Consider the following 20,278-nt stretch of genomic DNA (forward strand, 5'->3'; position numbering starts at 1 on the left):
CGCGCGGGTTTCAAAGGTGCACCAGGTTATCACTTGGCCACCTTCCTGCCGCTGGTTTCGTGGAACCACTCCCGTCGGTCACGGGTCATCAGGTCATGCGCTTCGTAAGGGCCCCAAGTGCCAGCCTGATAGCTTTCAGGTGGCTCGTCTGAGCTTTCCCAATGTTCGATAATACGGTCAACCCAGCGCCAGGCATGCTCAACCTCGTCACGGTGCACAAAGAGGCTCTGGTCCCCGCGAGCGGCATCGAGAATAAGCCTGAGATAAGGCCCCAGACGGATCACATCGTCGCCGGTCACGTCGAGGTTCATCTCAACTTCCTTGAGTGCCTCTGACTTGGCACTATGGTTTTTCACCATCATCCTGAGCGCCAGATGATCCTCCGGCTGCAGGCGAATAATAAACCGGTTCGGGCTCAGGTTCGACCCCCAGTTCGGGTGCGGCGCGTGCGGCACCGGCTTGAACTGGATCACAATCTCGGCAAACCGGTCCGGCAGGCGTTTGCCCGTACGCAGGTAAAACGGCACACCGGCCCACCGCCAATTCTCGATATGCGCTTTAAGCGCTACAAAAGTTTCGGTGCTGCTTGGTTGCTCAAGCTCAAGGTCGTCAGCGTAGCTGCCAACAGCCGACCCATGCATGGCGCCAGACTGATACTGCGCGCGCACAACATTACGGTCAATCTCGGCACCCGAAAGTGGCTTCAATGATTTCAGAACTTTAAGCTTTTCATCACGGATGCTGTCGGCGTCCAGTCGCGCTGGCGGCTCCATCGCCACAAGGCAGAGAAGCTGCAGCAGGTGGTTCTGCACCATATCGCGCATGGCCCCCGTGCCTTCATAGAACCCCGCACGGCCCTGCACGCCCTGATCCTCTGCGATGGTGATCTGGATATGGTCGATGGTGCGACCACTCCAAAGCTCTTCAAATAGAATGTTGGAAAAACGCAGCGCCAGAAGGTTCTGCACTGCCTCTTTCCCAAGGTAATGGTCGATGCGGAAGGTTTGGTCTTCTCCGAACGCACGGCCAACATCATCATTGATGGCTTGCGCGCTGGCAAGATCATGACCCAGTGGTTTTTCAAGCACTACGCGGGCGCGCTTACTGTTCAGACCATACTGGCCAAGCAGCTCACACGTGCTGGTGAAAAGCCCGGGCGGGATCGCAAGAAAATGCACAAGTGGTCTGTCGTCATCACCGGCGAGTGAAGCCTTGAGGCTTTCCCAGTCGTCACCGCCTTTGGTGAGCCCAAGCTCAACCATGGACACCATGGACGAAAATGTTTTCAAGTGATCTTTGCTGACGTCGCATGCTGGCTGCGACTCGTCGAATACCTCTTTGAGCCAATCGTGCACCGAGCCCTCAAGGCCGGAACGCGAGGTCAGATATATGCGACTGTCGGCCGACACGCGGCCCGCGACAAAGCCCGCGAACAGAGCCGGCAAGAGCTTGCGCCGCGAGAGGTCGCCGCCACCACCAAAGATGACCAAATCGAAAACATCTACCATTATAATCTTCCCAAAAATTACTCGCGCCGGACCCTACTTTCATTTGACACCGCTGTCAATTTCACAATGGCATCCCTGCGAGAATGCTTCCTATTCCTGACAATAAAGGAATTTATTTGTAACGGCGAGCGCTAATGATCTTATTTTGGTATTTAATTGGTATTATAGTTGTGATAGAGATGTATGCATCTTGAAGACAAGGAACATATTCGATGGCTCTTTCCGCTTTGATCGGACCGCTTGATGGCTCCAGCCCACTGCCAAAGTACCAGCAGTTGGCACGCGCTATTGAACGCGCTATTGAGCGCGGCGCACTGCCCAAGGGTGATGCGCTACCGCCGGAGCGGGATATCGCGAGCGACATGCTGGTCTCCCGTATCACGGTAAGGAAAGCGCTGGACGGTCTCGTTCAACACGGTCTTCTGGATCGCAAACAGGGTGCTGGCACCTTTGTGTCGGGCCGGGTTGAAAAACCTTTTTCGCGGCTGTCTTCTTTTTCGGAAGATATGGCCGGACGCGGCTGGAAAGCACATAGCGAATGGGTCGCGCGCTCAGAAGGCGTGATCACACCTGAAGAAAGCCTGAATCTGGGCCTTGGCCCCGGCACACGGGTTTTTCGTTTCACCCGTATCCGGTTTGCCGACAACACGCCCATGGCGCTTGAAACCTCTATCGTGCCAGCCTTCGCACTGCCGGGCTTGGACGCGGTTGAAACATCGCTTTATACCGCGCTTGAAGCCACAGGCCACAGGCCGGTGCGCGCGCTTCAGCGCCTGCGCGCCATCATCTTCACCGAAAAACAGGCCACAGACCTTGGCGTGAGCGCGGGCGACGCCGGTCTCTTTATTGAACGCCGTGGTTTCCTCGCAAACGGCACCACGGTGGAAGTGACCCAATCCCATTATCGCGGCGACGCTTATGATTTTGTCGCCGAACTGCATGCATGAGTAAGGAAGTAGCGATGACAGTACAAACCGCCCTCAAGCCCGACAGCACCTTGATGTTCAGCGAAGCCCGCGAGGCAGGCCATGTTGTTGCCCGCCAGCTCGCCGAAAACGAACCGCTGATGGTGGAGCTTGGGGAACGCCTGCGGGCCCTCAAACCTCGTGCTGTGGTCACTTGCGCGCGCGGCAGTTCAGACCACGCGGCCATGTACGGCAAATATGTAATTGAAACAAAAGCAGGGCTTCTTGTCTCCTCAGCCGCGCCTTCTGTCAGCTCCGTTTATGCGGCCAAACAAATGCTTGAGGGCACACTTTTTATTGCTATCTCGCAGTCAGGCAAGAGCCCAGACCTGGTACGCACGGCAGAAGCCGCGAAAGCTGCGGGTGCTTTTGTCGTAGCACTTGTGAACGTAACAGCCTCCCCACTGGCAGACCTGGCTGATGCTGTTGTGCCCCTGCACGCCGGGCCGGAGAAAAGCGTTGCTGCTACCAAAAGCTATATTGCATCCCTGAGTGCCATCCTGCAGTTGGTTGCCTACTGGCAGGATGACGTGGAACTGAAAGCCGCCCTCACCGCCCTACCCCGCCACCTGAGCGCCGCATGGGCCTGTGAATGGGGCGCCGCTGTTGAAACTTTGCTTGAAGCCCGCAACTTCTTTGTGGTTGGCCGGGGTGCCGGATTTGGTATTGCGCTTGAAGCCGCGCTCAAGTTCAAGGAAACCTGTGGCCTGCACGCGGAAGCCTATTCGGCGGCTGAGGTCAAACACGGCCCCATGGCGATCGTGAATGAAGGTTTTCCGGTTCTGGTGTTCAGTCAAAACGATGCCACACGCGGCGGTGTTGAAGATATCGTGCATGATTTTACCGGCCGAGGCGCCAAGGTCATGACCGCTGGCTTCAAAGCCGACGGTGCCGCACCGCTCGCAAGCGTTGAGGGTGCTGATCCGCTGATCGAGCCAATCCTTTTTATCCAGAGCTTTTACCGCATGGCGAACGCGCTTTCCATCGCGCGTGGTTATAACCCGGATGAACCACCACACCTCAATAAAGTAACGGAGACCGTGTGATGGCATTTGCGCTTACAGATGCCCGTATGTTCATTGGCCCACGCTGGACCGATGAAATCGCGCTCATCATTGAAGGCGACACCATCAAAAGCCTCATGAAAGTATCGGAAGTTCCAGCTGAAATGGAACGCATCTCACTGGGTGGCAATATACTGACACCGGGTTTTATCGATACCCAAGTGAACGGTGGCGGCGGTGTGCTATTTAATGACGCACCCACCGTGGACGGCATTATAAAAATTGCTGAAGCACACCGCGCGTTTGGCACCACCGCCATGCTGCCAACACTTATCAGCGATGACCTTTCAGTGGTAGACCGCGCCATGCGCGCGACCGGAGAAGCGATTGAAGCTGGGGTACCCGGCATCCTCGGTATCCATATTGAAGGCCCGTTTCTGAATGTAAAAAAGAAGGGTGTGCACGACCCGCAAAAATTCCGCACCATTGATGAAGATGCTTTCTCGCTGCTGACGTCGCTCAAGCGTGGCATCACGCATGTGACAATCGCGCCAGAGCGCACAACGCCAGAGATGATCCGCCGCCTGACGGACGCAGGTGTTATCCTCTCGGCTGGGCATACGGCGGCGAGTTATGAGGATACAAACACAGCCCTCAAGGCCGGACTCAAGGGTTTCACTCACCTCTATAACGCCATGACCGCGCTTGAAAGCCGGGCACCGGGCGTGGTGGGCGCGGCCCTTGAAAGCCGTAGCGCCTATGCGGGCATCATTGTGGACGGCTTTCACGTTCACAAAGCCAGCCTCAATGTAGCGCTGCACGCCAAAGGCGCGGACCACCTGATGCTGGTGACAGACGCCATGCCGTGTGTGGGCGCGGACGACCCGAACTTTATCCTGCAAGGCCGCCCCATCACGGTGGAGAACGGCAAAGCAACTGCGCCAGACGGCACGCTCGCGGGCTCAGCGCTTGATATGGCGAGTGCCGTGAAAAACACGCATGAGATGCTGGGCGTTTCGCTTGATGCGGCACTCCGTATGGCGAGCGGTACGCCAGCGGCCTTTCTGGGCCTTTCAAAAACATACGGCAGCCTGCACGCAGGTGCGCGCGCCGACCTGGTACTGCTTAATGACAATGTCGAGGTCCAGGGGGTTTGGATCGGCGGCACACATTACAAGACCAAACAACAATAACGGGAAAATAGGAGGGCGTTATGGAAGCGGCATTACCCGTCGAGGAAAAACCGACAAGCACGGTCATACCCATGGCTATCATCGGTGTGTTGTTCTTTATTTTCGGGTTCGTGACCTGGTTGAACGGATCTCTGATCCCGTTTTTGCAGATCATCTGTGACCTCAACGAATTTCAGGCGCTGTTTGTAACCTTCGCCTTTTATATCGCCTATACGGTGATGGCGCTGCCGATGGCGAGTGTGCTGGCCCGCACAGGCTACCGGAACGGCATGGCGCTTGGGCTTGCGATCATGGTGGTAGGCATTTTGATGTTCATCCCCGCCGCGCTCACCGCCAATTACCTCTTTTTCCTGAGCGGGCTTTTTGTTCTGGGCACTGGCCTGACCATATTGCAAACCGCCTCCAACCCCTATGTTGTGATGGTTGGCCCCAAGGAAAGCGCCGCCATGCGCATCTCCATCATGGGTATCATCAACAAGGGTGCGGGTGTTGTGGCGCCTATCGTGTTCACGGCGTTGATCCTTGCCGATCTGGGCGATATGGCACATGACGGTGCAGCCGCCATGTCTGAAGCGGAAATTCAGGAACTGTCGAACCGCCTGATCATGCCCTATATTTATATGGCGATTGTGCTTTTCCTGCTCATTGGCCTCGTCAAATTTTCACCGTTGCCCCATATCGACCCGGAGGAAGACCTGAGCGAAGGCGCAAGTAAGAGAACCAGCGTGGTACAGTTCCCGCAAGTGATCCTCGGTGCTGTTGCCCTCTTCGCTTATGTGGGCGTTGAAGTGATCGCGGGCGACACCATTGGCCTGTTTGGTAAAAACATTGGTGTGGCGCACTTCGGCACCCTCACAAGTTACACCATGGTGTTCATGGTGATCGGCTATCTGATCGGTGTCACCTGTATCCCGCGCTTCTTTAGCCAACAACGTGCCCTTCTCGGCTCGGCGATTGCAGGCTGTCTGTGTGTGCTGGGTATTGTCTTCACGTCACCTTCATCAACAGCGATTGCGGATGTGCTCATCGGCTGGGCGGGCGTTCCAACGGTGCCAAACCCGGTGATGTTTGTGGCGCTGATGGGGCTAGCGCACGCGCTCGTTTGGCCTGCGGTTTGGCCGCTCGCGCTTGAAGGGCTCGGCAAGTTCACGGCCCAGGGGTCAGCGCTCCTGATCATGGGCATTTCGGGCGGGGCGATCCTGCCGCTTGTCCTTGGCAAGCTGTCCACCAGCCTCGGAGACATGCAAGCCTCCTATTGGATGGCGCTGCCGTGTTACCTCTTCATTCTCTACTACGCTGTTGCGGGCTACAAACTGCGCTCGTGGGGCAGCAAGTAGAGATTACAACGCTTGAGAACCCCCAGACTTTCAAGCCAAAAGGCCGCGGAGAAATCCGCGGCCTTTTCATTTACCGTCCCTCGAGCCTAGCTCTTTTTCACGAACTCGGACTTCAGCCCCATCTGGCCAATACCGGGCATCTTGCAGTCGATATCATGGTCACCGCCTACAAGGCGGATGCCCTTCACCTTGGTGCCAACCTTGACAATGCTGGACGAGCCCTTGACCTTGAGGTCCTTGATTACGGTGACATCGTCGCCGTCGCTCAAGATATTACCAACAGAATCCTTAACCACCAGCGTGTCATCATCTTGTACGCCTTCAGCGCCCGGTGTCCATTCATGCGCGCATTCAGGGCATATGAGCAGCGCGCCGTCTTCATACACATACGGGCTGTTGCATTTTGGGCAGGGCGGCAATTCGCTCATGGTTATTCCTTTGATGTTTGACGCCGGTATAAAGCGCCGCACCGCAAAGCACAAAGGAAATTACCCTCCCAGCCACCTCCCATTGCCACGGGTTGACTCTACTGCCTGATAATTATATGTTGATATCAACCTAATTATAGAAAAACGGAGTTACGACATGACATATGTGGATGGTTATCTGCTCGCTGTAGCGAACGCCAAGAAAGCGGACTATCAAGCGCTGGCAGAATCTGCCGCTGTGATTTTCAAGGAGCATGGTGCGCTAAGCGTGGTTGAAACCTGGGCGGACGATGTACCGGAAGGCAAGGTTACTTCCTTCCCGATGGCGGTAAAACTTGAAGAAGGCGAGAGCGTTGTCTTTTCCTGGATCACTTGGCCGGACCGCGCGACGCGCGACAGTGGCATGAAAAAAGCCATGGAAGACCCACGCATGGACATGGACCCATCAAACATGCCATTTGACGGCCAACGCATGATCTTTGGTGGGTTTGAAGCTGTTCTCGAAGCCTAAAAGCACCTAAGGAGGAATGCCATGAAACTCAAAGCCCCTATCATGCCGTGCCTCTGGTTCGATGGCCAGGCGGAGGAAGCGGCAAAGTTTTATACCTCGGTCTTCGCAGATTCGAAAGTCACCAACATCTCCTATTACCCTGAGGCAGGGCAGGACAAACACGGCCAGGCACCCGGCAGGGTCATGACCGTCGTATTCGAGCTGAACGGGCACCAGTTCATGGGCCTGAACGGCGGACCCCATTTTAAGTTTAGCGAAGCGATCTCCCTGTGCGTCATGTGCGAAAATCAGGAGGAGATTGACTATTTCTGGGATGCCTTGACCGCAGATGGCGGCATGGAAGTGGAGTGTGGCTGGCTCAAGGATAAGTTCGGCCTGTCATGGCAGGTCATGCCCGCCAATATCGCGGAACTTATCGGCGGAGACCCGGAACGGTCCAGCCGGGTTATGCAAGTGGTGATGAGTTCAAAAAAACTGAACATCGCCGCGATGGAAGCGGCCTAAAATTACACCGCAACAGTGCAATCAAAAAGGGGTGGCATATGCCACCCCTTTGTTTTTGACTTATTCGCCTTTAGTGAGCTGCACCCAGTCAATGGCCCACAGAGGCTCATAATGGTTGGCCGCAACCCGGAAACAGAGCGCTTTTGCGTCAGGCGCAGGTTTGATCGCACCCTCAAGCGTGGTAACACCAAAACTTGCTGTTGCAGGGGCGAGCGGCAAGCGCGCGAGCTCTTCCCCATCACAGACATCCTTGTAAACCACAATCTCGCCCGTATCGGTTTCCGGCTCTGCCAGCTTGACCGAATTGATCAGATCACCGATCTGGAAATTATACGGCAGGTTGCCAACACTCACTTCAAGCCCTGTCACGCCTTCCATATCCGGGTTTTCATAAATCCAGCAAGGTTCAACAATATCGACGAGGAAATTGGCGCGCTTGCCCTCCTTGGGGTAATCGTCGTCCAGCTTGATAGCGAGGGCAGCGGAACATAGCTTCAACTCATCATCTTCGCGGCGCAGGAAAGCCCGCTCGCTCAGCACACTCATGCGCGGTCTTGAAAGTTTCTCAGCGCCATAGAAGGCCGCAGCGGTCACCGTCTCACCCATCGGCAGGGTCATAGGCCCGTCATAAAGTGGTGATGTGGCGCTTGGCTCTTCACCGCTCAGCGTATACCGAATGTCGCCCTTACCGGACTGTGTTTTCATCGCGAGCAGCACTTGCCCGCCAGTATCCGGCTTGGCATCAAATTGCACCGCATAGGCGCTGTCGGCGGGCTCAAGCCCCAGGGCCCTCAATCGCGCCATATGTGGCATCAGCCGTTTGGCGAAATCCTGATAGTCATGTGTATGCTCAGGCGACCACACGGTCTCTGCCAGCGCCAGCATGCGCGGGAACGCCATATGTTCAACCCGCGCTTCCGTGCGCATATGCTCTGTAAACACGGTGACCTGTGCGCCAAGCACGGCTTTGGTTTCTTCCTCAGACAAGCCCTCGAGCGGATCAAACTCATAGATGTCCTTGAGCGTCTGCACATGCTCACGCCCGGGCGGTTCATCGGTCATATAGCTCTGGCGGTAATCGGTATAATAGATCGGGCTTGGCGCCATCACTACTTGCCTACCAGCCTTTGCTGCCTCAACACCGCCTTTGGTGCCGCGCCATGACATAATGGCAGAATCGGCGATTGAGCCACCTTCTAGTATCTCATCCCACCCGATCAGGCGGCGGCCACGCTCTGCCAGATAATTGGCAAAGTGACGTGTGAAATAAGATTGGATTTCGTGCACGTCTTCAATACCGAGATCTTCCATGCGTTCCTTGATGCGGGCGGAATTTTTCCACTGTTTGGTGGAAACTTCGTCGCCACCAATATGGACAAACTTGCTTGGAAACAGCGCGAGCGTTTCATCCATCACATCTTCAAGGAAGGCAATGGTCTCATCCTCCAGATTGAAGGTGCTGTAATAGATGCCCCAGTCGGACGATACCGCCGCCACAGGTTCCGTACCAAACTGCGGATAAGCTGCCACCGCTGCGGAAGCGTGACCCGGCAGGTCAATTTCCGGCATCACCGTGATGAAACGTTCCGCCGCATAGGCCACCACTTCGCGCACCTGATCCTGCGTATAATAACCACCATAAAGCCTGGGCTCACCAGTTGCGGGGTCGATGTCTGCCATCGGGGCGGCGCCCGCTGGCACACGCCATGCGCCCACGTCTGTCAGCTTGGGGTATTTCTTGACCTCGATGCGCCAACCCTGATCATCGGTCAAATGCCAATGAAAGACATTCATCTTGTGCACGGCCATCCAGTCGATGAAATCTTTGACAAAATCAACACTGCGGAAGTGACGGCTAACATCAAGCATCGCACCCCGCCACGCCATGCGCGGTTCATCGCTTATGCTCACAAAAGGCATGGCAAACTCGCCCTCACCTGCCGCTTGTGCCAGTTGCCAGAGCGACAGCGCACCGTAGAAGAAACCTTCAGGGCTCGCCGCGATAATATCGGCTCCGCGCGCACCCACATGAAGGCTGTAACCTTCCTTTGGCATATCCATTTTCGCAGGCGTGAAGCGAATGCCTTCGAGCGCCTCGTCGCCTTCAACCACCACAAGGTTAAGCCCTGTTGTGGTGCGCAGTTTGTCGCTCAGGTATTGCGCGACGGGAAGCAGCTCAAGTTGACCCGCAGGCACGTTGATGGTCGTGCCTTCCTCAAGCACGTAAGCGCCGTCCTGCGCATCCAGTGCAGCAGGTTTTGGTATGATCGCCGTACTGAGCGCGCCAACACTCGCTGCGGGTTGGTTGGCGGAAAACCCCACATAGGCCGCAACCGCTACAACCGCAGAAAAACCAACTAACTTCCAGTTCATTATCTCATCCCCCGAACACGGCGGGCACCAGGCCTAATGCCCGCACCCGAAAAACTCTCAAACTCGACCTCAAAAAAATGGGCGGTGCAGTGTCCTACACCGCCCAGTTCCCCAATAATCAGCCGATAACGACTGATTGGCTGGAAAGCGAGCCATAGGCGGGAGGTCGAGTGCCGCAAGCCCACTACCAACTCAGGTGGGCACACAAGACTGCGCCCAACTTCAAACTCCCTACATTTTCAGCCTGTCAAGGAACGCGCCATGCGGCATTGTCGCCGCCAGTGCGTTTTCCCTCATCAGCTTCATTTGGGAAAAAAGACTATCCGCCGCGCCCGCATCCATCTGGAAGGTAAGCGCGGGGTAATGCTGCATGCCGTAAAGGATGTAGCGGTAATTCTCATCTGAGAAGGTTGTTGAAAAACTGCCCGCCAGATCATGGAACTCACAGATTTTATGTTTCCAGATCTCAAGCTGGTTTTCAAGCCACGGTGTATGTTTCACGGTTGCCTGTGCCGCGCACCAGAAGTCGCTGTCGTCACGGTCGCTCAGGCAATAATGCAGCACAATAAACTGCTTCAGGTCCTGATAAAAACCGCGCATCAGCCGGTTAAAACTATCCCGGTTCGCCTGGCTGGTTTGCCGCGCCAGGAGGTGTGTGCCCATCAGGCCCGCCGCCAAGTTGATCAGGTGCAGACCAGTGGATTCAAGTGGTTCGATAAACCCGCCAGCGAGCCCGGTGGCGATACAGTTGCCAATCCAGAACTCTTCCCGGCAACCTACCTTCATATTGAGGTGGGTACATTTCAAAACATTGGATTGTGGGCCAAGAAATGCCCTCAGCTCAGCTTCCGCTTCATCGCTTGAGATACGGTTGCCGTCATACACATAGCCCGTACCCTGCCTGTTGGTGAGGTCGATCTGCCACGACCACCCGTTGGAAAGTGCTGTAGCAACTGTGTAAGGGTTGGGCACCTCACCATCTGCGAGATCACGTTGGATCGCGACCGCCTTATTGCATGGCAGGGCGTCCGTAAATGAGTTCCAATTACCGGGTTTGAGCTTCTCAATCAGCAGGCCACGGAAGCCGGTGCAGTCGATAAACATATCACCCTGATACTGTGTGTCGCCCGTATGCACGGCCACGATATTCTCGCTTTCAACACTCACATCTGTAACAGTGGCCTCAACATGATGCACGCCCGCCTCTACCGCTTTGCCGCGCAGAAAGCGCGCCAAAAGCGTTGCATCAATATGGTAGCCGTAAGGCACCACACCCTGATACGGGGCCGAGTTTGGCCCCTTTGGCCCGTGACCTTCTTTTATGAGCGCGGCGCTTAAACTCACACCCTCGTCATAGCGCTCCTTCGCGTCACGTCCTGTCACCATCCAGGCGCTGGACATATCAAGCCCACGGCCAAGACGAACCTGCTCAAACGGGTGAAAATATTCGTGTGTTTTGCCGCCTATTGGCTTCATCCAGTCGCGGAACATGATGCCGGTCTTGAGCGTGCCGTTTGTGGCGCGCAACAACTCACTCTCATCAAGCCCCATGGCTGCAAAGAAAAAGCGCACGCTGTGCACGGTGGCTTCGCCCACGCCGATAATGCCAATATCCGGGCTTTCAATCACCGTGATGTCGAAGTTCTTTTGGTCCTGATTAAACAGCCGATTGAGGTAAAGCGCCGTCATCCAACCGGCAGAGCCACCGCCCACAATCACCATTGATCTCATGTTGTTCTCAAGCATGCCGCGCGCCTAAATCTCGCTAAGGCCGTATTCTTTGATACGGTCAAGAAGGAGCCGATGTTTCGGCAATTCGCGCACAACCTGTTCGGCGGTCGCATTCATCTGGCGGAAAATGCTCACCGCTGTATCCGTGTCCGGGTAGCGGTAGCTGATCGCGTCCATTCTGGTCTCGAACCCCATGCCGTAAAGCACATAGAGGTAGTTCTCCAAATTGAAGACGGATAGCTTGGACGAAAAATCATACGGGCTGGGTGGCTGGTGCCGCCAGACCTCTAGGCTCTCCTGCAAACTTTCTGGGATGGTCTCTTCCCGCCGGTTATCCCTCCAAAAGGCGCTATCGTCCCGCCGTGATAAGCAATAGTGCAGCTTGATGAAATCGATCACCCTATCCCAGGCTTGGCGCACACGACCATTGAAGCGGTCTGCGATCACATCCATTGCCCCGCGTGTTGGCGGGAACTGTTCTGCCAGCATGCGGGCCGTGGCGTCATACACAAGGATGCCCGTGGCCTCAAGCGGCTCAACAAACCCCTGCGACAGGCCTATGGCAACACAGTTTTTGACCCAATATTTTTCCCGGTAGCCGATCCGCATCGGGATACGGCGACAGCTAACTTCATCCGCCATGTCACCCACCGTGGCGCGCAGATACTCACGCAGCACTTCTTCGGCGCGTTCATCGCTGGTGTGCTTGGCGCTATACACATACCCGGTGCCGCGCCGCGCAGAGAGACCAATATCCCATATCCAGCCTGCTTCCCTGGCTGTTGCAATTGTATAGCTCGGGATCGGTGCATCCTTAGCGGTATAGGGCACCTGGACCGCGAGCGCGGTATCCACAAAAAGGATGTCATCCTTGGGGATGAAACCAACACCCAGCTTCTGCTCAATCAACAGAGCGGCAAACCCCGTACAGTCAACAAAAAGGTCGGCACTCAGCTCACCGGCATCGTCGGTTTGAACGGCGCGGATATCACCGTCCTCAGATAGTTTCACATCCGTAACATTCGAGAGAATGTGGTGAACACCGAGCTTTTCAGTCGCATGTTTGGTCAGGAAGGCTGCGAACTTTGCAGCGTCCAGATGATAGGCGTAATTAACAAGACCATCATATTCCGCATGCACCATCTGTTTAGGACCTAACCCCGCTTCACAGATTTTTCCCTGCACGGATACCGCGTCCACAAATGAAGCATTACCCGCCTGCCCCATCAGCCAATAGGGCGTGGGGTCAACCATCTGTCGCTCGGGATAGTCAAACACATGGTGGTAGGCATTGCTGTCTTTGCTGGCCGGGTCATCGATCCAGTCAACAAATTTGATGCTTTGCTTGAAGGTGACGTCGCACTCGCGGATAAAATCCGTCTCGCGAATACCAAGGTGCGCCAGCGTCTGCCGAATAGCAGGCACGGTACCTTCCCCCACACCGATGGTGGGAATATTGGCGGACTCGATAAGGGTAACTTTAACCCCGTCAGGGCTATTGCTTTTGAGGCTACGGGCAAGATGACATGCAGAAAGCCAACCGGCGGTTCCACCACCAACGATCAGCACCTCTTTGATGCGACGCTCTTTTGCCTCCTCTTTCTTCATGCACGTCCTGCCCGAAATTCCCTAGCTTTGTAGTTCTGTTTTGATTTTGGCCAAGCGCCCGATCTGGTTAACCGAGATCATGTGCGCATAGATAGCAGGCAAAAAGCCGCGTTTTTTGAGGTCCATAAACTTGTCATCGGGAAGTGCGTTCAGCTTGTCTTCGTCAATGACATAAAGGCCGTTCAGGTTCACCCGGCTCTCTTCAATGGTCACGCCCACAGTGCGTTCAACCAGAAGGTCCAATTGACGGACAATGGCGATAAAGCCACCGGTCACCTGGCTTTTCTCAAAGAAGTCGATCACCCCTTCCTTGCGCTTGACGAGATAGTCGCTTTCCGACTTATCATCATTATAAAGCGCCACACCTTCGCCACACAGCACACTGTCTTCGTCGATGCCCAGCATCAGCTGTTCATGATTATCGGCATTTGGAATGAGACGGAATGGTGCGTGCCTGATAATGGATGGCACATAAACCGACTGCCATTTTCCGTCCTGCAGCAGCAGGTTTTCTTTTGGCTTGAGGCCCAGCATGGCGACAACCTGAAAATGCCCTGTGTTCGCGTCTTTCACAAAGACGATGGGCATATCCGTGCTGGCGCCAACAAATTCGTGCACAACAAGGGGGATGATATGTTCGTTCTGGATGATGCTGAAGTCAGTCACATCCTTAACTTTTAGGTTGGCGTGCTGATCTTGATGCAGTGGTACGACGCGCGTCACTCGGTGCTCCCATACAATAAATTAGGTTGATCAGCAGACCCTATAGTGAGTTGGTGAAAAAGGGGAGTCCGACTCCCCTTTTTCTTCGACTTGATATTAGAGCTTGAAGCTCACACCCAGCGTGATGCGGCGAGCCATCTCAAACTCATAGAGCGGGAAGCCACCCGTGAAGCCGCTGTTAGGCGTGTCTTGCACGTTGTTACCAAACTGCTTGGAGCGATCCTCAAGAAGGTTGTTCACATCGAGATTGACCGAAATCTGCGGTGTAACAAACCAGGAAGCGCTCATATCGAGGCTGCCGAATGGCTCGTGCAGACGGTTGCCGTATGAACCGCTTTCGCGCAGCATGTAGCTGGAGCGCCAGTTGTAGGCAACACGAGCCTGGAACACTTCGTTCTCATAATAGCCTGCCACATTATAGGAATGCTTCGAGCTATCGCTGAGGTACGGGTTACCGTCAACAAAGGTGTCCTCGTCCGTTGAAGTATCGGTGAAGGTATAGTTGGCAATTGCGCCAAAACCGTTACCGAAGTCTTGCTGGAACTGAGCTTCAAAACCCTTGATGCTTGCCGCTTTACCGTTGATTTTTTCCTGCACGGTCCAACCAGCAGCACGCTCGTCGTCTTGTGGCAGGTCAAACGGAATCTCGCCCGCGTTTGCATGATACTCGGTGAAGTTCACGAAGTTCTTCACGTCTTTCATGAACACACCAACTGAGAACAGCGACCCTTCAGCAAAATACCACTCAAGGCCAATATCAAACTGGTTAGCAACAAATGGTTTCAGGCCGACGTTACCAACAATCCAGAACTGGTTGTTTGGCAGGTCGTCATTACTACCTGTAACGTTCGGGTTAACGTACATGTCCACATATTGTGGACGTGCCATTACCCGTGCCGCAGAACCACGCAGGATGACATCATCTGCGAGATCAATGGCAAGGTTGAAGCTTGGCAGGATTTCTGAGTAGCTTGCGTCCGCTTCAGTTTGAACACCATCAAGATAGTAGGTGGATGTTGCATCTGTGTGAGCGTAACGCACACCAACATTACCGCGGAAGCCATCACCTTCAAACTCTGCCATCAGGTAAGCTGAAAGGTTTTTCTCGTCGATCTCGCTATAAGAGCCGAGATCTTCGTTTTCACCGGTGATGCTGGCTTTCGCCCACTCTTTCAGGGCATCGGCGTCTGCCTGAAGCATCTGATAATCACCAGCGCCAATATCAAGCGTCTCACCCATGATCCCGCTGGTGGAAATCACCGGGTTGAAGCCCGCTGCCTGCACATACTCAAACCGGCGGCTTGTGGAATTGTGATCAGCGTACTTGAGGCCACCTTTCAGCGTATGAATAAGGCCGTAGTCTACATCAACTTCAAGGTCAGCCTGCAGATAGCTTTCTTTGTCAGTCTTTGGTGTCCGGTTGAAGTTCGGGCCGGTGCCCATAGCCAGTGAGCCTGGGTCATAGGTTGAAATATCAAACCCGTTAGTATCCCATGTCTGGCCACCGCCGGTGAAGTCGTAGGTGCCGCCAGGAACAGCCGCGCCGCCTGAACCGTCATCAACAACCATCTCAAAGTCGGTGCCGCCTGTAGATGTGGTGTGTCCACCCTGTACATCAAGGCGATAACCGTCACCGGCATACTCAAACGTCAGGTCATAAACGCTGGAGTTCATGGTCGCTTCACGCGGACGTGCCTGATAGTAAGCCAAAGCGATAGGACCGCGAACTGGCGTGCCGTTCAGCATGTCGCTTTCGGGTACATCAACACCAGACCAGGACGTGTTGCCTTGCGTCAGCCACAGTGCATAGTTGGTGTTGTCTGCCCGCATTTTCATGTCCATATAGTTGGCCACGATATTCAGGTTTTCAGACGGCTGGTATTGCATGGTGGCCGTAATGGCGGAACGCTTGCGGTCCTGCACAAACGCAACCGGGCCTGCACCCCACTCCCAGAACGCTTCGTTACCTTGGCGCTGCAGATGACGACGTTGGTAAACGCCGGATACGAGAACACCGAAGTTCTCAGCTTCGTTTTTCCAGCTCATCAGGCCGGAGAACTGAGGATCGATCTTGTCGCTGTCATTCTGGTGCTGGCCTTCAACCGAGCCATAGATGCTGAGTGAATCCATATCAAGCGGCTTGCGGGTGTTGATAACAACCGTACCACCGATGCCGCCTTCAGCCAGATCAGCCTGCGCACTTTTGTAAACTTCGATGTTGCCCACAAGTTCTGATGGCAGCAGCTCGTAGTTGAAGCTCCGCTTCGCAGGCTCAAGCACGAACCAACCGGTGGAAGCCACGTTCTGGCCGTTCAGTGTCGTGAGCGTCAGCTCGTTACCAGCACCACGGATCGATACCGCGGCACCCTCGCCAAACTGGCGCTGGATGGTAACACCCGGAACGCGCTGTAGTGATTCAGCGACGTTTTTATCAGGGAATTTACCGATATCTTCCGCTGAAATCGCATCAACGAGTGCTGTGCTGTTCCGTTTTACCGCAAGGCTTTGCTTGAGCGAGCCACGGATACCGGTCACAACAATTTCGTCCAACTCTTCAAACGAACTTTCAGCTGCCGCACCATCCTGAGCATATGCCGCTGTGGCACTGCCAAGAATAGCCAACGCGCTGACTGACTGATAGAATGTCTTCTTGCTTAATCGCATGTTTTCCTCCTGGTTCCCACTTTATCGGACGGCACCACTCCCAATTTGGCATCCGTCACAATTTCTTCACTTCTTGACTACCCACATCACCAAACCATCAACGCCCATTGGCGTATGATGTACTTAGCGAATCCATGTACCAGCCAGCGGCGCCAATCACGCCCAACTGACCATGCTCAATGAGATTGACCGGGATCGCTTCCAAAAAGGGACGCATGTCCCCTTTTGCAGTGAAGCGGTCCATAAACCGGCTCTCAATGAGGAAATTCCGAATTTTTGGCAGAATGCCACCGGCGAGATAAAGCCCGCCGCGCGCGCCGTAACTCAGCGCAAAGTTTCCAGATGCACTGCCCAACATCTCGCAAAACAGCGAAAGAGCCTCAACCGCAGGCTTGTCCGTGCCCGCAACTGCGGCTTCGGAAATAGCTTCCGGGCTATTGAGCGTCACCGTCCGGTCATTGATCTCGGCCAGTGCGTTATAAAGATTAAGAAGGCCGGGACCTGAGAGCACATGCTCCACATTCGCGAAACCATATTTGGCGCGGAGATACTTGAAAATTTCAAGCTCAAGGTCTGTCTCCGGGCTCAGGCCCGCCTGCCCTGCTTCTGTATTCAGCGCCACCGGGCCAGCGTGACCCTGTAGCAATACCGAGGCACCAAGCCCGGTGCCCGGCCCCAGCACTGCAACGGCGCCTTGCTCCGGGCGAACAGCACGGCGGTTCATCACCACCACGTCGGCCGGGTTGAGATAAAGGGTGCCATATGCCACCGCGACAAAATCATTGATCGCGCAAATCTCATTCAGGCCGAGGCGCTGGCGAATGTCCGCAAGCGATACCCGCCACGGCAGGTTACCGGCGATCAGGTCGTCGCCCATGAAATAACCGGCACTTGCGATCGCCGCACCGCGGATCTGGCTGCAATCCATGTCACCGAGGAAAGTGTCAAGGATTGAAGTCAGGCCGTCAAAATCGGCATTCCTGAATTTGTGATATTTGCAGACACTGAGCGGCCGCGCCGTACGGTCGGACCGCGAGATGAGGCTGAGCCTGGAGTGGGTGCCACCAATATCCGCAGCAATAACAGGAGCTGTGTCAGCCATGCCCCACCTCCATGCATCCGCGTCGGATATATTTAAACAGATACTCAAACACAAACCCTCCCCAGGCTCATAAGAACAACACGCTGTTCAGTTTAGGTCCCCGTCTCTGTGTCGGGCGGTCCATACTTCCACCCCCGGAAGGGCGGGGTGGAAGCACGGCTTCCGGCCCTGGAAACGCCACAGAGAACTATTATGAGTAAGACCAAAAATGACAACGTTGTCCAACAAAAAGTTCAAAAAATGTTCACGTTGTCATTTTTTATGACATCGTTATCACCATTAAGTGATTGAAAATCAGATGAAATCCTAAATTCCTGACGAGTTGGTCAACATGACAACGTTGACTGTCCGCCGGGCGCGGGCCATAAAGAGTTCAGGATATTTTCAAGGGAGAATCGGGCAAACAAAGCCTGATCAGGTAATCTCAGCAGCCGAAACTCGGCGCTATACAGATAGGGTGCTTCTCATTGTCAAAAGCCACCATCAAGGACGTTGCGCGGGTCGCTGAAGTTTCGCTCAAGACCGTTTCCCGAGTGATCAACAATGAGCCTACGGTCAAGGACGCCACACGCAAGAAAGTGCAGGCCGTCATCAGCGACCTTCGCTACCAGCCGGATATGTCGGCTCGTAACCTGCGCGGCAACAAATCATACGCCATTGGCCTCGTCTACGATAACCCTAACCCCTATTATGTGGTTGATGTGCAGGAAGGTGTGCTGCAAGCGTGCCGCGAACTGGGCTACAGCCTGCAAATTCACCCCTGCAATGCCAAAACCGGCAATATCGTTGAGGAGCTGTCTGATCTCGCGCTTACCTCGCGCCTTGCGGGCCTTGTGATTGCTCCCCCTATTTCAGAGGATGACGCCGTTATCGAAGCACTGCATGCGCGCGGCGTGCATCTGGTGCGGATCATCTCTGCCTCCTCGCCACCCGGCGGTGCCACACCCTGTGTGTATGTGAACGACCGGGCTGCGGCGCACTCGGTTACTGAGCATCTCATTGAGAAGGGCCACAAACGCATCGCCTTTTTGTGGGGGGAAGAAGAACACCACTCAAGCGGTGAGCGTTACGCAGGCTACCGCACCGCGCTTGAAGAGCACGGCATCAACGTCGATAGCGCTCTGGCACTTGAAGGCCGTTATAGCTTTGATAGCGGTTTCCAGCGTGCCACCAAACTTCTGGCTTCCAAAAACCCGCCAAGCGCGATCTTTGGCTGTAACGATGAAATCGCTGCGGGCGCTTTGACCGCAGCCAAGTCACTAGGCCTCAATGTGCCCGGTGATGTGGCGATAGCAGGGTTTGAGAACAGCCCCTTCTCCAAACATGCACAGCCACCGCTTACCACTGCCGCGCAATCGATCGGCGATATTGCCAAACAGGCGATGATGCTGCTGGTGGCGGAGCTGCGGCCGCAAGCCGTGGGCGAAGAGCATGCAAAAGCAAAAAGCGAATTTGTGCCGGAACTGATCCCCCGCGCCTCAACGGACCAGACTGTGAGCTGACGGAGCCACGGCGAAATCTTGCTTCAGGTAAAATCAAACGTGATAGCATCTGCGCTTCACACGCTCCGGTAGCCCCGGCACTATCTCGCAGGCAATGAAGCGGCCACAGCATTTTTGGCCCCTAGCTTTTCCACCAGAAATTCCACAACAACACGTACGCTCGGCAGTTCGCTTCGCAGTGGTGGCAAGAGCAGAGTCGTAGTGACCTCGCCCGCATGCCAGTCTGGTAATATGACCTGAAGCCTTCGATCTTTCACCATCCCATGGCAGAACGACCATGGAAGGCTCGTAAACCCTAGCCCCGCTGCCGCAGCCTCCAGAAGCACCAGGGATTCGTCTGCAGAAAATCGTGGGATAGGTGAAACCTGTACATGATCCCCGCCACCGACCCGACAAAGTTTGAGGGTAGTGGCAGACACAGAGGACATAATCGCGTGATGCTGTGCCAGATCATCGGGCGTAGTAGGCATACCAGTATGCTCCAGATAGGACGGAGCAGCCACCAACACAATCGGCTCTGTAGACACTTTGCGCTGTATTAGGCCAGAGCTTGGTAACGGCTCAAAGTGGCTGCGCACCGCGATATCAAATCCTTCCTGCACGATGTCCACCATACGGTCGCTCGCGTGCAGCACCACATGAAGCGCTGGATATGCAAACGCCAACGCGGGAAGCTGCTCGGCGAGATAAAACTGTGCGGTCGGCATTGATGAGGTCATCCGCACCATCCCGCTCGGGGCGCTGGTCCGGCTTCGCACCGCAATCTCTGCACTTTCCGCCTCGATCAACGCCGCGCGGGCGTGCTCGAAATAAGCTCGGCCCACATCTGTCAGGCTGAAGCTCCGCGACGTGCGCTGGATAAGGCGGGTGCCAAGGCGGGTCTCGAGGGCCGCAACCCGCTTGCTGATCGTGGATTTGGGAAGGTTAAGTTTCCGTCCCGCAGGCGCAAACCCCCCGTGTTCGACCGCGCGCACAAAATAATACAGGTCATTCAAATGCAACATAGCTTTCTCTCATCGTCTTCATATGCAGACTTTAAGAGGAAATATAGAGGTCTATCAGATCATCGTCTACATATAGATATTGTTGACACAGTAACTTTGGTCAACAAAACAATGAGGATAT

16 protein-coding genes are annotated in these 20,278 nt (G+C 54.9%); 7 read left to right on the forward strand and 9 right to left on the reverse strand.

Translation table 11 applies throughout. The features are described 5' to 3' along the window. Positions 1–29: 29 nt before the first annotated feature. Complete coding sequence (gene zwf, locus ACOOGA_RS06175; RefSeq protein WP_420429980.1) at positions 30–1,508, reverse strand: glucose-6-phosphate dehydrogenase; 1,479 nt, start codon at positions 1,506–1,508, stop codon at positions 30–32. 212 nt (positions 1,509–1,720) lie between these two features. Here zwf and ACOOGA_RS06180 point away from each other — a divergent pair, with 212 nt between their 5' ends. Genes ACOOGA_RS06180 through ACOOGA_RS06195 form a run of 4 tightly spaced genes read left to right on the forward strand, consistent with a single transcriptional unit; the run spans position 1,721 to position 6,007 of the window. Beyond that, on the forward strand, positions 1,721–2,455 hold the full coding sequence (locus ACOOGA_RS06180; protein ID WP_420429981.1) for a GntR family transcriptional regulator: 735 nt from the start codon (positions 1,721–1,723) through the stop codon (positions 2,453–2,455). Further along, complete coding sequence (locus ACOOGA_RS06185) at positions 2,452–3,519, forward strand: SIS domain-containing protein (protein ID WP_420429982.1); 1,068 nt, start codon at positions 2,452–2,454, stop codon at positions 3,517–3,519. The genes ACOOGA_RS06180 and ACOOGA_RS06185 overlap by 4 nt, the downstream gene beginning before the upstream one ends. Then, positions 3,519–4,670, forward strand: a complete 1,152-nt coding sequence (nagA, locus tag ACOOGA_RS06190; RefSeq protein ID WP_420429983.1) for an N-acetylglucosamine-6-phosphate deacetylase — start codon at positions 3,519–3,521, stop codon at positions 4,668–4,670. The genes ACOOGA_RS06185 and nagA overlap by 1 nt, the downstream gene beginning before the upstream one ends. Positions 4,671–4,690: 20 nt before the next feature. Continuing rightward, entirely contained in the window at positions 4,691–6,007 is a 1,317-nt protein-coding gene (locus ACOOGA_RS06195) for a sugar MFS transporter (protein ID WP_420429984.1), read from the forward strand. A gap of 86 nt (positions 6,008–6,093) precedes the next feature. Here the strand turns inward: ACOOGA_RS06195 and ACOOGA_RS06200 are convergent, their stop codons facing one another. Further along, positions 6,094–6,435: a zinc ribbon domain-containing protein YjdM gene (locus ACOOGA_RS06200; protein WP_420429985.1), complete on the reverse strand. Its 342-nt coding sequence runs from the start codon at positions 6,433–6,435 to the stop codon at positions 6,094–6,096. 157 nt (positions 6,436–6,592) lie between these two features. Between ACOOGA_RS06200 and ACOOGA_RS06205 the strand changes: the two genes are divergently transcribed. Beyond that, positions 6,593–6,946 carry a DUF1428 domain-containing protein gene (locus ACOOGA_RS06205; RefSeq protein ID WP_420429986.1) on the forward strand — a complete coding sequence of 118 codons (354 nt, stop codon included), beginning with the start codon at positions 6,593–6,595 and terminating at the stop codon, positions 6,944–6,946. A 21-nt stretch (positions 6,947–6,967) separates the two neighbouring features. Continuing rightward, entirely contained in the window at positions 6,968–7,450 is a 483-nt protein-coding gene (locus ACOOGA_RS06210; RefSeq protein WP_420429987.1) for a VOC family protein, read from the forward strand. 60 nt (positions 7,451–7,510) lie between these two features. On the opposite strand, the gene ACOOGA_RS06215 is transcribed toward ACOOGA_RS06210, so the two are convergent. From ACOOGA_RS06215 to glk, 6 genes are all read right to left on the reverse strand, one after another. Then, entirely contained in the window at positions 7,511–9,823 is a 2,313-nt protein-coding gene (locus ACOOGA_RS06215; protein ID WP_420429988.1) for a beta-N-acetylhexosaminidase, read from the reverse strand. Positions 9,824–10,054: 231 nt separating this feature from the next. Then, positions 10,055–11,569, reverse strand: a complete 1,515-nt coding sequence (locus ACOOGA_RS06220) for a tryptophan halogenase family protein (protein WP_420429989.1) — start codon at positions 11,567–11,569, stop codon at positions 10,055–10,057. A 9-nt stretch (positions 11,570–11,578) separates the two neighbouring features. Further along, positions 11,579–13,162, reverse strand: coding sequence for a tryptophan halogenase family protein (locus tag ACOOGA_RS06225; protein ID WP_420429990.1), 1,584 nt, complete (start codon positions 13,160–13,162; stop codon positions 11,579–11,581). Positions 13,163–13,183: 21 nt separating this feature from the next. Next, on the reverse strand, positions 13,184–13,885 hold the full coding sequence (locus ACOOGA_RS06230; RefSeq protein WP_417462438.1) for a SapC family protein: 702 nt from the start codon (positions 13,883–13,885) through the stop codon (positions 13,184–13,186). A 96-nt stretch (positions 13,886–13,981) separates the two neighbouring features. Next, the gene (locus ACOOGA_RS06235; protein ID WP_420429991.1) at positions 13,982–16,549 is read right to left on the reverse strand and encodes a TonB-dependent receptor; all 2,568 of its coding nucleotides are present in this window, start codon (positions 16,547–16,549) and stop codon (positions 13,982–13,984) included. Positions 16,550–16,646: 97 nt separating this feature from the next. Continuing rightward, complete coding sequence (gene glk, locus ACOOGA_RS06240; RefSeq protein WP_420429992.1) at positions 16,647–17,651, reverse strand: glucokinase; 1,005 nt, start codon at positions 17,649–17,651, stop codon at positions 16,647–16,649. Positions 17,652–18,118: 467 nt separating this feature from the next. Between glk and ACOOGA_RS06245 the strand changes: the two genes are divergently transcribed. Next, positions 18,119–19,153, forward strand: coding sequence for a LacI family DNA-binding transcriptional regulator (locus ACOOGA_RS06245; RefSeq protein ID WP_420429993.1), 1,035 nt, complete (start codon positions 18,119–18,121; stop codon positions 19,151–19,153). 80 nt (positions 19,154–19,233) lie between these two features. On the opposite strand, the gene ACOOGA_RS06250 is transcribed toward ACOOGA_RS06245, so the two are convergent. Next, positions 19,234–20,157 (reverse strand): LysR substrate-binding domain-containing protein, encoded by a 924-nt coding sequence (locus ACOOGA_RS06250; protein ID WP_420429994.1) that lies wholly within the window; start codon positions 20,155–20,157, stop codon positions 19,234–19,236. Positions 20,158–20,278 lie beyond the last annotated feature (121 nt).

The organism is Kordiimonas sp. (assembly GCF_965216265.1).
GTDB lineage: Bacteria > Pseudomonadota > Alphaproteobacteria > Sphingomonadales > Kordiimonadaceae > Kordiimonas.

Coding starts and splice junctions, on each gene's coding strand:
- zwf (WP_420429980.1), bottom strand. CDS start 1,508: ATGGTAGATGTTTTCGATTTGGTCATCTTTGGTGGTGGCGGCGACCTC.
- ACOOGA_RS06180 (WP_420429981.1), top strand. CDS start 1,721: ATGGCTCTTTCCGCTTTGATCGGACCGCTTGATGGCTCCAGCCCACTG.
- ACOOGA_RS06185 (WP_420429982.1), top strand. CDS start 2,452: ATGAGTAAGGAAGTAGCGATGACAGTACAAACCGCCCTCAAGCCCGAC.
- nagA (WP_420429983.1), top strand. CDS start 3,519: ATGGCATTTGCGCTTACAGATGCCCGTATGTTCATTGGCCCACGCTGG.
- ACOOGA_RS06195 (WP_420429984.1), top strand. CDS start 4,691: ATGGAAGCGGCATTACCCGTCGAGGAAAAACCGACAAGCACGGTCATA.
- ACOOGA_RS06200 (WP_420429985.1), bottom strand. CDS start 6,435: ATGAGCGAATTGCCGCCCTGCCCAAAATGCAACAGCCCGTATGTGTAT.
- ACOOGA_RS06205 (WP_420429986.1), top strand. CDS start 6,593: ATGACATATGTGGATGGTTATCTGCTCGCTGTAGCGAACGCCAAGAAA.
- ACOOGA_RS06210 (WP_420429987.1), top strand. CDS start 6,968: ATGAAACTCAAAGCCCCTATCATGCCGTGCCTCTGGTTCGATGGCCAG.
- ACOOGA_RS06215 (WP_420429988.1), bottom strand. CDS start 9,823: ATGAACTGGAAGTTAGTTGGTTTTTCTGCGGTTGTAGCGGTTGCGGCC.
- ACOOGA_RS06220 (WP_420429989.1), bottom strand. CDS start 11,569: ATGCTTGAGAACAACATGAGATCAATGGTGATTGTGGGCGGTGGCTCT.
- ACOOGA_RS06225 (WP_420429990.1), bottom strand. CDS start 13,162: ATGAAGAAAGAGGAGGCAAAAGAGCGTCGCATCAAAGAGGTGCTGATC.
- ACOOGA_RS06235 (WP_420429991.1), bottom strand. CDS start 16,549: ATGCGATTAAGCAAGAAGACATTCTATCAGTCAGTCAGCGCGTTGGCT.
- glk (WP_420429992.1), bottom strand. CDS start 17,651: ATGGCTGACACAGCTCCTGTTATTGCTGCGGATATTGGTGGCACCCAC.
- ACOOGA_RS06250 (WP_420429994.1), bottom strand. CDS start 20,157: ATGTTGCATTTGAATGACCTGTATTATTTTGTGCGCGCGGTCGAACAC.